At 57.0% G+C, this 10,419-nt stretch carries 8 protein-coding genes and 1 pseudogene; 3 read left to right on the forward strand and 6 right to left on the reverse strand.

Annotation, left to right across the window (positions count from 1 at the left end; genetic code table 11):
- Positions 1-138 precede the first annotated feature (138 nt).
- Entirely contained in the window at positions 139-306 is a 168-nt protein-coding gene (locus BN77_RS24465) for a hypothetical protein (RefSeq protein WP_157224510.1), read from the forward strand.
- A gap of 1,436 nt (positions 307-1,742) precedes the next feature.
- Here the strand turns inward: BN77_RS24465 and BN77_RS35035 are convergent.
- The 6 genes from BN77_RS35035 to BN77_RS24505 all read right to left on the reverse strand — a co-directional run bounded on the left by BN77_RS35035 (position 1,743) and on the right by BN77_RS24505 (position 7,691).
- Positions 1,743-1,937, reverse strand: coding sequence for a hypothetical protein (locus BN77_RS35035; protein WP_007537152.1), 195 nt, complete (start codon positions 1,935-1,937; stop codon positions 1,743-1,745).
- Positions 1,937-2,104, reverse strand: a complete 168-nt coding sequence (locus BN77_RS34245; protein WP_167540382.1) for a hypothetical protein — start codon at positions 2,102-2,104, stop codon at positions 1,937-1,939. Before BN77_RS34245 ends, BN77_RS35035 begins: the two co-directional genes overlap by 1 nt.
- 861 nt (positions 2,105-2,965) lie before the next feature.
- Positions 2,966-3,946, reverse strand: a complete 981-nt coding sequence (locus tag BN77_RS24490) for an ABC transporter permease (RefSeq protein WP_007537155.1) — start codon at positions 3,944-3,946, stop codon at positions 2,966-2,968.
- The gene (locus BN77_RS24495; protein ID WP_007537157.1) at positions 3,943-4,938 is read right to left on the reverse strand and encodes an ABC transporter permease; all 996 of its coding nucleotides are present in this window, start codon (positions 4,936-4,938) and stop codon (positions 3,943-3,945) included. Before BN77_RS24495 ends, BN77_RS24490 begins: the two co-directional genes overlap by 4 nt.
- Positions 4,935-6,485 (reverse strand): sugar ABC transporter ATP-binding protein, encoded by a 1,551-nt coding sequence (locus tag BN77_RS24500; protein ID WP_040678417.1) that lies wholly within the window; start codon positions 6,483-6,485, stop codon positions 4,935-4,937. Before BN77_RS24500 ends, BN77_RS24495 begins: the two co-directional genes overlap by 4 nt.
- A 66-nt stretch (positions 6,486-6,551) precedes the next feature.
- Complete coding sequence (locus BN77_RS24505) at positions 6,552-7,691, reverse strand: sugar ABC transporter substrate-binding protein (protein WP_007537161.1); 1,140 nt, start codon at positions 7,689-7,691, stop codon at positions 6,552-6,554.
- Positions 7,692-7,887: 196 nt separating this feature from the next.
- On the opposite strand from BN77_RS24505, the gene BN77_RS24510 reads away from it, so the two are divergent.
- Positions 7,888-8,922 (forward strand): LacI family DNA-binding transcriptional regulator, encoded by a 1,035-nt coding sequence (locus tag BN77_RS24510; RefSeq protein ID WP_007537163.1) that lies wholly within the window; start codon positions 7,888-7,890, stop codon positions 8,920-8,922.
- A 1,089-nt stretch (positions 8,923-10,011) separates the two neighbouring features.
- Positions 10,012-10,419 (forward strand): annotated as a pseudogene (locus BN77_RS24520) (hypothetical protein); the annotation flags it as partial.

Consider the following 10,419-nt stretch of genomic DNA (forward strand, 5'->3'; position numbering starts at 1 on the left):
TCTCGGAGAGGACGATATCATCCGCATCGTCGACGAGTTCGGACGCAGCTGATCCAAACAACGAGCGATCGCCAAAAGCCTCCTATGGCCAAAAGGGCAACCGAGAAAATGGATAATGGTCTCAGAAACGGACGAGCCTTGGCTAAGGCACCCATTGCGATCTTCCAGGGTTTTGTTCGGCGGATGGAACGCGAGAGCCGTTTCTTCGAAGAAGAACGCGATTTCTTCGGCAACCGAAATTGCGAGAGGCAAATGATTGAAGCACCCCCTCTGCGGCGCCTGAAGATCGGCCGTGTCGATGCCTGATGGTTTGCGCGCCTTAATCGAACGGCCTTTGCTCTGCTTGCAGCAACAATGCTGTTTTTGGTGAGACCGCGTCAACACGGGACACTAGCGCGGACGATATCGGGGACCCAGCCTCCAATATCGGTGGTCAGAAGAACGGTTTCACGCCGCTGTTTGTTGCGGATCGCGGGCTGTGCATACGGCCGCCAGTCCCCTGGATCGTGTCCGCATCGTGCCGATACCAATGACAAACTGCATTGCACTTGCTTTAGAGCGGCCGTTTAGGCGCTCCCTTAGGAGTTTGACTCGACGCCTCCTGGCCAATCTCGAGCCAAGGGCAAAGTTATTTTGATATACCCTACAGTGAACGGCAAGGTGCGCCCCGTTCGAAGGGACGTGTTGCCAACTATGTTTTAAGCTCCAAGCAGCCGGTCCTCGGCAGCCAAGATGGCGTGGCGCGGGGCACGGACACTCTCAAAGGCTCGAAGCAGGAAGATCTTCAACGCAGTAATCTCGATTTCGATCGCTGCAGCACGGGCAGGATCGGATGACGCCCATTGCCGCATTGTGAAAATCGACCTGCTGATGGTGCCCGGTTTTGTCAGGCATCTTGCATCGAATCGGCCACTGTCAACCACGTACCAAACGAACAGACGAATGGCGACGTCAGTAACGTCGTAATACCCTTCGGAGCACATTCTGGCATGTTCCGCATCAATGGCTTGCCGAGCATCAGAATGAAGACGTGCGATGTCCAAGCCCAGTTCGTGAAGCTTGTCTGCTACGGCGGGCGCCTGCATTTCGGGTCGCAATCGTGAGAGTAGCGGTCTCATCTCCATAGCCTGAGAATAGCGCGATCTGATATCAGCCGAAACCACAGATTTATTATCATTTTGGCTTATTCGGCATGGAGCATGTGCGAAGACTCGCGATCCAGGCGTAACGTCGTCAATTCCGGACAGTAGATCTTCCCGTTAAATGACGTTCAAGCAATTGCCAGACGACCCGCCGCGGCGGGTGGAGATACGAGTGGGCACGTGATTCAGTTGCCATTGAGCACGATCTGCCCAGCTAGTTCCGTCCGTCAAGCCGTGACGGCCATTTGCATCGTTCGAAGGGGTTTTTGGAACGCCATCTCCTCGAGCGTGGCTCCTTGGAGATGAGTCTGCCCACGATTGTTTTCGGTCAATCTCGCGGCAACTTGCCTAACAATAGGCTATTGCCCGCATGATTTCCGCAACCCGAACATTTCAGCTTCTTCGCCAAATTGGCAAGAGTGATATGTTTGCCTACGCTTCGGCCAAGTTCCCACCGATCGATCGACGCGCTTTTTAAGCAGACCGGACAAGCCGCCACGAGCACGAACATCTCCTGAAGTGATCCTAGCGTTTCGTGGTGCAGATCGACGGCATAGTCGACAGGCGGCGCCAGATCGATGCCCCTTCGGTGGCGCATGTTCATTTCCGTTCAAATGCGGGCTTCCATCCACGCGTCATGCCACGGCTCATAGCGCCTTCAGTCAAAGCAAGTTGACAGCGCAGATGTCTTATATCCTCGAGGAGCGTGGCAATGGTCGCGTTCACGTCATCGTCGTGCCAGGCGAGAGCCGCCTGGACTTCGAAATCGACGTCTTCCTTGGTCGTCGGTAGCATCAGTGCAAATCCAGGCTCAGTTGCTGGCCCTTGATCCGTGGCAGTGGAAGGCCGGTTTCGATCTTCCCAAAAACACGCTTGCGGCGTTCTGCGTCGCGTTCTCGTTCAGCGCGGCTCGCGGCAACTACTGCCAGAGCATTTGCAATGACTTGCTCGGTGTGGGTCATGAGAACCTCCATGGGAATGTTCTTATTTTGTTCTCATTTTGGCGAAAGGTCAAGAGCGTCGCCGTTTTCACCACCAACCGATGGATTTTGGGGCTAAAGAGGCCCGAACAATAGTTGAACGGAAGGGCTGTGTACGTCAGCCGGAGCATCGCTGAGAGCGAGGATGGTGCCTGGATGCTGGGGCAATTGGCCATCGGTCATTCAGAGTAAGGCACAGGACATGGCGGAAGTTGTCGCTTAGCCCTCAGGCTAGCGCACGCAATCCATGTCCTTACGAACCGGACCACGCTTCTCAGTCCTGACATCTTTCTGCCGTCTGCAGTCGAGCTTGCCAGTGGAGTCAGTACGATTTGGGTCGATTGCCTTTACGCTCGGTGACTTACCAAAACCACCCGGGTTTGTAATGCTCTCCTGCTGAGCAGTAGAGTCTCTCGGACCTACAGCCGGTCCAGCTTCGTCGGGCAAAGACTGTGCCGACACCGAGGTAACTATGGTCAGCACGACAATTGCTGCGAGAGGAAAGCAAACACGCATAATGAACCTCCGCTATCGTTTCGAAATAACCGCCGCACGAGCAAGTTGTTCCTGACGACTGCACCAGCACTTCCGATATCTCTATTGAGGTACTGCTATCGCAGACCCTTCCACACAGTTGAGCGCGTCAGCCCCACTTGAGTTCGCTTTTGGTGACCTTTGAGCCGATGTCTAGGAAGAGGGCTTCGATGGCAGGCTTCAGTGCTATTGTTCGTCGGCGGCCGAACAGGACCACGTTGTTCGTTGCGGTGTGTTCGACGCCTGCGCCCTTCAGGATCTCACAACAAAGACAATGCAATTCCAGAACGAGCCAAACGCGATGAACCTTCAGTTCTTCTGCCGGCCGTAGAGCAATAGCATGGCTATAATGACCACTCCGTAGATGAGCTGGCGGCCAGCTTCCTCAATTTGCATCACCGAAAGAATTGACTGCAACAGGGTAATAAGGATTACGCCGGCTACAGTACCAAGATAGGTCCCTTTTCCACCGAGAACATGGGTTCCGCCGAGGACCACGGCCGCGATTGACGGAAGGAGATAGGCATCGCCCATCGACTGCGAAGCCTTTGATGCATAACCAGCCAGCAACACGCCACCAAGCGCGCTGAGTGACCCGCAGATGACGAAGGCGAGCAAAGTAATACGCCGCGTGTCAATGCCCGACATATAAGCCGCCCGTTCCCGGTTTCCGATAGCATAGAGCGAGCGACCGAACGTGGTTCGGGTCAGCAGGAAGACGGAGAGAATGCCGACGGCAAGCCACACCAGAACCCCGTTCGGGATTGGGGAGATGGTTTGGCCGGTTGCAATAAAGCGCATCGCGCGGGAGGCCGAGTCCTGCGGTGAAAACCCCCCGGTGTAGACGACCATCAATCCCTGCACGACCGCATTGGTCGCAAGCGTGATTATCATCGAGGGAATGCGCAGGTAGGCGACGGCAACCCCATTGACGAAACCGATCGCTGCGCCACAGGCAACTCCGAAGGGAATAGCAAGAACAGAGCCGCTTGTTCCATAGGCTGTTGCAGCGCACGCCATCATCGCGCCGGCGGTCACTGTCCATGGAACGGAAAGATCAATCTGCCCCAGCAGGATTACCATCATCATGCCCGTCGCTATCACCCCAAGAAACGAGGCTACTTTCAACTGTTGCAAGAGGTAATCGAGCGATAGAAAGTTGGACGAATAGATCGACCCGCCAAGGAGGAGCAGCAGGATGCAGCCAAAGGCAATCGCCACGGCGGGATCTCTCCCTCGGAGTCGAGCGGGAACAATCGAATGCCGCATGCTGAATGCATCCTCGCTCATTGGAACCATTCCAGTCGGTTGCGCACGCGAGCCAGGCCAATCGATCCTACGCCGATAGCTAGCATCAGCACGATTCCTTGGAATAGCGGCTGCCAAAGTGGGTCAAGATCGAAGACGAAAAGGAGATCGCCGATCGAGCGGAACGCAAGCGCCCCGAATACCGCTCCGATAGCGCTGCCCTTGCCGCCTGCCAGCGATACTCCCCCGAGGACGACTGCGGCAATCGAGTAAAGGGTGTAGGCATTGCCGCTCGCGAAGGCCGCTTCGCCGGTATAGGAAAAGAAGGTGAGATAAAGCCCGCCCATGGCCGAAAGAAGCCCGGAAAGCGTGTAAGCGGTAAGCTTCGCCCGCTTAAGCGGCATACCGGACATGTAAGCCGCACTTTCTGCCGAGCCTGCCGCATAGGCCGCCCGGCCGTACACCGATCTGCTGAAAGGAACCCACACCAGCAGGATCGTGGCTGCAAGCACGACGAGGCTGCTGGGGAATATCCCGAAGAGCTTCGAGGTAAATACATCTGCAAGGCTCTCGTTGACGGAGCCACCTGGCATTGGTCGCAACAGTAAGGCAAGCCCAAAGAAAATTGCGCTCGTGGCGATCGTCGTCACGATTGGCTGTAGTCTGCCGAAGATGATAATCAGGCCATTCAACATGCCACAGCCAAGCCCGGCGCCTAAGACGGCCGCGACGCCGAGACTGGTCTGTAGCGGCGTGCCGACGACCAGCCAGGAGGCGAGACAGTTCGACAGCACCAGGATCATCCCAGCAGAAAGGTCAATGCCCGCTGTGATTACCACGAGACACTGCGCCATGGCGACGAACGCCAGTAATGTCGCCTTGTTGGCCGCTGTCTGCACGACGTTCGGCGTGAAGCCTGCCGGGTGGTTGGAGACGTAGATCGCAAACATTACTGCGAAGAGGGCGGCCGCAAGGAACGTCCCCCTGTTGAGTTCGTACCAGAACCGCCACTCGCCACCTGTAGCTGTTGTCACTGCGTTGTCCTCCGTTCCAGCGGCTGGGCGGAGATGTTCAGCGCACTGCCGATCAGCTCACGTTCATTGATATCGTCGCCCTCGAGCGTTCGAACAATGGTACCGTCATACATGACGAGCACACGATCACAGCAACCGATCAGCTCATCATAGTCGGTGGAATAGAAGACAATCGCAGCACCACCGTCGGCAAGCTTTCGCAGCAGCTGATAGATTTCCTGCTTGGTCCCAACGTCAATGCCGCGTGTCGGGTCATTCAGCAGGATGATCCGCGGCCGGTTCATCAGCCATTTTGCAATCACAACCTTCTGCTGGTTTCCCCCGGACAGACTGCTCGCGGGCATGTTCATGTTCGTCACCTTGATGGAGAGAAGTCCGAGGAGCTCGTTGACACGGGTTGCCTCCGCACTGCGATCGATGATGCCATTGCGTGAAACGCTGCCGAGAGCAGCTATCGACAGGTTCTCTCGCACCGTCATTGGCAGCATCAATCCTTCGGTCTTTCGATCTTCCGGGATGAGTGCGATGCCGTTTTCTCCAGATTTCGCCTCCTTCGGGCTCGTCAAGCGCACACTGCGACCATCGATCCGCACGTCGCCCCTGACGTCGCGAAGCACACCGAAGAGCGCGAGCAAGAGTTCGCGTTGCCCCTGCCCGTCCAAGCCCCCGACGCCGACAATTTCGCCAGGGCGAGCATCGAATTCGATGTCGGCCAAACGATCCTCCCAGCAAAGGCCACGGCAGGAAAGAGCGGGCGCCGTCGAAATCTCGACACCCGGTTTGTCTGGAAATACGCTTTTGTATTCCCGGCCGATCATCAGCTCGATAACCTGCTGATCGGTCTTTGTGCCGGCTTTGTACGACTCGATGCTGCGCCCGTTGCGGAATACCGTGCATTCGTCGGCGAGTTCTGCGATTTCATGCATGCGATGCGAGATGTAGACGAGCGCCAATCCTTCCGCACGCAGTCGCTTCAGGACACTGAATACCTTCTCGACGTCAGACTTGCTGAGAGCGGATGTCGCCTCATCCAGGATCATCAGCCTCGGTCTGCGGGCGAGAGCCTTTGCGATCTCGACCATCTGTCGGCGCGAAAGCGGGAGGTCCTTAACCAGCGATGACGGATGAATGTCGAAGGCGCCGGCGCGTGACAGGGCTTCCTCGGCAATCCGACGCTGGGCACGCCTGTCGATCATGCCAAAACGCTTGGGTGGATTGCTAATGACAACGTTATCGGCAACGGATAGGTCGGGAACAAGCGACAGTTCCTGAAAGACCGACACGATCCCAGCCGCATTGGCCGCCGCAGGCGATCGGAACGACACATCCTTACCGTCCAGAAGCATCCGGCCTTCATCGGCTGCGGTCACACCGGCCATAATTTTGATGAGTGTTGATTTTCCCGCACCGTTCTCGCCCAGCACGGCATGAATCGCGCCTGGTCGAATTGCGATATCAGCTCTGTTGAGTGCTGTGACACCGCCGTAGCGCTTCGATATGCCTTCCATGCGAAACAGCGGTTCTGACAAGATTACGCGCCCTCCCATCGGGTGCACTTCGCTCTCGACTGCGGGCGCGTGTGCCCGCAGTCGGTTCGATAGAGTCATCGGCTGCTATTGATTTTCCTTGGTCTGCCCCATTATTTCCTGGGCCGTGAAATTGATACCACAGGTGGGGAAAGAATTACCGACGAAGAAGTTGTCGGACTGATCGGGATAGTAGTCCTGATCCTTCTTGAAGTCCGGATGCGACACGAGCGCCGTCGGCAACTTGACGGCCTGTGGAACGACCTGGCCCTCAAGCGCGGCGATGGCGACCTTTATGGCGACCGCCACCTGGGCAGGTCCCGTTCCTGCCGACGAGCAAACCAGCCCCTCGCTGGCATGGGCAGCGCAGAGCTTGCGAAAGCCATTTTCGGTTTCGCCGCCGAAAGGCACGAAGGGATGCTTCGCGTCTATCATTGCCTGAACGACACCAGTATCGCCGCCTTGTGCGGTGATGCCATCAAAGGGACCGTTTGTAGCGATGGCATCAGCTGTTGCCTTCTGGGCAACGCCATCGTCCCACTTGCCGACGACTTCGGTGACATCAAACTTCTTGCCTGAGGCTGCGAGCGTTTCCTTGATGCCGTTGTGCCGGTCAGTATCGACCGATGTGCCGGCAACCCCCCTTACTTCCAAGATCTTGCCGCCATTGGGCAGGTGTTTGACGAGCCACTCGGCCCAAGTGACCCCCAGCCCCTTTTGGTCGACGTTGACGTTAATTGCGTCTTTCGTATCCAGCGTGTTGTCGAAGGCAACGAGCACGACGCCGGCCTCCTTGGCGCGCTTGATCACGGGGCCAAAAGCGGTCGGGTTCTGGGCATTGACGATGATCGCATCATAGCCGGCGTCGATGAAGTTATTGATCGCCGAAATCTGCGCCGGCACGTCCTCGCCGGTCGAAACGACCTTGAACTCTTTCAGCTTTGCCTTGACGTCGGGTTGCGCCGCATAGGCCTTTGCGGTCTGGATCATCTGGATGCGCCATGTGTTGGCAATGTAGCCATTGGCCAGTGCTATGCGATACGGGCCGTCCTTCTTAGGATACTGTAAAAACTGCGTATCGGAAGCCCAGGGCGTCATGCAGCCCGGATCTGCCGCAGGTCCTTTCACGACTTTAGGTTCCGCGTATACGGTGCCGCACAACAGCGCAACTATCGGTGCGGAAGCTGCCGCAACGCGCACAGACTTCGCTTTCAAGTTTCTAAGCATGGATGTTCTCCTCCGCAGGCGGACCAAGCCCGCCCTCCAATATTCTAATTGGCATGCTTGGTCCGGAAGGGATCCACCCCGTCCCTTGACGGACAAACAAAAAGTTAACACAGATGATAGCGCTGTCAAATGCTAGTATTAGCGCGTTCTGCGGGCTATCCCCGTGCCCTGGAGCTCTTTTTTGGATAGGCTTTCCATGCGGCGAATAACTCTCGACGATGTTGCCAGCCTGGCGGGCGTGAGCCCGATCACCGTTTCGCGAGTGCTGCGCAAACCGGCAGTCGTTTCGGAGGCTTTGCGGCTGCGCGTCAACAGCGCGATTGATCAGTTGGGTTATATCCCGAATGTTGCGGCCAGCAGACTGGCCTCCTCCCGCACCCATATGATCGGCGTGATCGTGCCTACGCTCTACAACGTCATCTTTGCCGACTACTTATTTGCCTTGCATGAGGTTCTGATAGCGGCGGGTTTCCAAGTCATCGTTGTGAACAGCCGATATTCAGAAATAGAGGAGGAGAATGCGATCAAGGCACTCCTGGGTCAGCGGGTAGAAGCGATCATCATCGCGGGAACCCACCACACCTCACTGTCGCGTCAGCTTTTGGTGCGGGCGCGCCTTCCCGTTGTCGAGACCTTCGAACTATCCAATGATCCGATTAACCTCAATATCGGCATGTCGCAGGAGGATGCCGGTTACACTGCAACCCGGCATCTCGTCGAACGCGGATTTCGGCGGATTGCATTCCTGACCGGCAATCTCGACCATCGCGCCCAGTCGCGGTTCGACGGTTACCACGCTGCAATGCATGAGGTTGGCTTCAAAAGTTTGGAAATAATTGCCCCTCGACCGCGCCACAGTTCTGTGGCGCTCGGGTCCGAGCTCTTTGGCGAAATGCACGATCGCGGTGATCTACCCGAAGCGATCTTTTGCACCGACGACAACTTGGCCCTTGGCGCTATGCAGGAGTGCAGGAAGCGTCGCATTCGTGTACCGGACGACATTTCGATTATCGGCTTTCACGACCTCGAGTTTGCGGCATGTGCGGCCCCGTCTCTCTCCTCAATCGCGACCCGGCGCTACGAAACAGGTAGACTTGCTGCCGGGAAGGTCCTCCTGGCTCTCGATGCCTCGACGAGATCAGGCCTCGAACAGATCGACATGGGATTCACCCTTATCGCGCGCGAAAGCACGTCTGCCCACGCAGGCTTTGACCCTCCGCAGACGCAATGACTGCTCACATGGGGGGAAGTGAGCGGCGGCCACAGAGCAGGCATAACAAGGGCGCGGGACGTGACGTCCGCCGAGAGACAGCCTCACGATTCAAGACAAGACACGCATGCGCGCAGGTAACGAGACGAGTGTCGCCGCCTGAAGGCTACACGAGCGCAGACCAGGCAAGACAGATTCGCGAGAGATTGAAAATTTTGAGCGCCGGCCCTTAAAGGGCGCACGACATGAGGATCAGCCTCGTTGTGGCCTCGCAGTCGCTCAGCTTGGGATGACCAGCCCCCATCAGGGACCGCTTCGAGCCGATGGTCGCCAAACCGACTTCATAGTAGCCCGGCGGACCTGCATTCTTGCTGACTGCTATATGGCCTGCGTCTCATGGCGGGCAAGTGGGATACCGCTGTGCGCTTTCATGAGAGGCGACCTTCAGGCAGCGGAACTATGGTCGCGAATGTCTGATCTGAACTACAATCGATGCACCGCATGGTCCTGGCATCGATTCTGGGTGCGACCGCAAAGATCGACCAAGCGAAAAGAGAACTCGATTGGCTTGATGCGAAGGCCCCTGCGCTGATGCCGATGGTAAAGCGTGAGATTTCTATGCGCCTGGCGCGTCCGGAGGACCAGGAGCGCGTCTTGCAGAGCTGCGCGTGCCGGGGCCGCGGTCGACCGGGTTCAGCCGACAGTGATCAACTAGCCGTCGGCATTTTCAGGCGTGGTCTACCAGCCGCAGCTAACCGGACAGCCTCCCGCTGAGACGCCGGCAATCTTAACAACATGCGCGCCAGACCGCATCTCGCAGTGTCACCTAGACGATTGAAGGACTTGTCCATTCGCGCCACCTCCCTCCTGGTACCCAAACGACAGCTTGAACGCAGTGATCGCGTATAGTCGTTGGGAGATACTGTATTATGGTTCTCCAGATGAGCGGCGTAGAATACGGTAGAATACCTCGCTTCAAACAGCGTCATTTGACGCGCAACGCCAAATAAGCATTGTGAGCGGTGCAAATGCGGTATTGTCACACCATTGTGGTCATGCTTATCAGTTGCGACACATTTATATTGCTTAGTCAGCAGCGAGGGGAATTCGATGGTAAGTGCAAGGTCATGCGACGTGGCCCCCGCAACGCCATCAGTCGAGGAAGTGCAAGACCAGCTGGAACGCATTCTCGCAAGCGAGAGGGTCCATCTGCCGGAGCGAGCCCGGCGGTTCCTGACATATGTCGTGACGGAAACGCTTGCCGGTCGATCCCACTACCTCAAGGCCTACACGATCGCCGAGGTCGTTTTCGGAAGGAAGAATTTTGATGCTCAGGGCGATCCCGCGGTGCGGATCGAGGCCGGCCGCATCAGGCGGGAGCTGGAACGCTATTATCTGATGGCTGGCGGCAGTGAGCCTGTTGTCATCACGATTCCCAAGGGCCGATATATCCCCACATTCGAAGCTTTATCGGGTCGCCAGGGCGACCAGGCGGTCAAGACGATTGCACTGGCTTCT

The sequence above is a fragment of the Rhizobium mesoamericanum STM3625 genome, assembly GCF_000312665.1.
GTDB classification, from domain to species: Bacteria; Pseudomonadota; Alphaproteobacteria; order Rhizobiales; family Rhizobiaceae; genus Rhizobium; species Rhizobium mesoamericanum.